Source organism: Nitratidesulfovibrio oxamicus (genome assembly GCF_015731765.1).
Classification (GTDB): domain Bacteria; phylum Desulfobacterota; class Desulfovibrionia; order Desulfovibrionales; family Desulfovibrionaceae; genus Cupidesulfovibrio; species Cupidesulfovibrio oxamicus.
Genome location: NZ_VRYY01000653.1, coordinates 1 through 953 on the forward strand (window position 1 = coordinate 1; position 953 = coordinate 953).

The following is a 953-nucleotide window of genomic DNA, read 5'->3' on the forward strand; positions in this document are numbered from 1 at the left end:
CAGGTGGGCCAGCTGGCCGCCATGGTGGGCGTGGCGGCGGCGGGCGGTTCGTCGCAGGCGGCCCAGGCCGTGGGCGACGGCTACGCCGGGGCCATGAACATGGCCGTCATGCTGCCCAACAGCCGCGAGATGGAGTACGAGGCCGACCATATCGGGCTTTTGCTCATGGCCAAGGCCGGATACGACCCGCACGCGGCCATCGAATTCTGGCAGAAGATGCTCAAGCAGTCGGGCGGCAAGGGCAAATCGGACTTCATGTCCACCCACCCCACCGAGGCCAAGCGCATTGACGCGCTGCGGGCCATGCTGCCCGAAGCCATGCGCTACTACCGCCCGCGCGACGATGGCGGTTCCGGAAGCGCCGGGGGCAATGCGGGCGGCAAGGCCGCCGGATCCGGCCCTGGCGGTACGCCCCCCGTCGCAAGGTAGCTCGGTTCTCGTCCGCTGCCGTTTTGCACCGGCATGGCCCCGCGCGCAGGCACGGGGCCTTTCTCGTTTCCCGCGTGGTCGAAGGTAGGTTCCGCTCCACGGCGTTCACCCACCTGCCCCTGGCGGAGCCCCCTCTGGAATGCCGCTTCCGGGCCGCCGTCGGCGGCTTGACGCAATTGCCGCATCCACCACCCGCCTGCCGTTGCCGGATGTCCGGCACGTGTCCGCAACCCGCCGTCATGCAAGGCAGTGTGCTCCTGCTGGCATTGCCCTTGCTTTGCCCCTTGCGCCGCCACTCCGTTCCCCCGGCGGCAGGAGGATTGCGCATGGCCTACGGAAAGAACATCTCCATGGACGCCCTTCAGACACTGGTCGAAGGACGAGCCACCGAAGGTACCCGGCGCGCCGGCGCCGTCCCCAAGGCGGGCCAGCGCGGCGCTGCCGACCCGCGTTTTGCCGCATTGCTGGCCAAGGGCGGGGGCGCATCACCTCTGGGGGGAGTGCTGGCGGGCGGTCTTGGCGGC

At 70.0% G+C, this 953-nt stretch carries 1 protein-coding gene and 1 pseudogene; both read left to right on the forward strand.

Translation table 11 applies throughout. The annotated features are described in order from the left end of the window. On the forward strand, positions 1-429 hold a 429-nt coding region (locus tag FVW20_RS16885; RefSeq protein WP_196610504.1), incomplete at its 5' end, for a M48 family metalloprotease. A gap of 326 nt (positions 430-755) precedes the next feature. Further along, a pseudogene (locus FVW20_RS16890) lies at positions 756-953 on the forward strand (hypothetical protein); the annotation flags it as partial.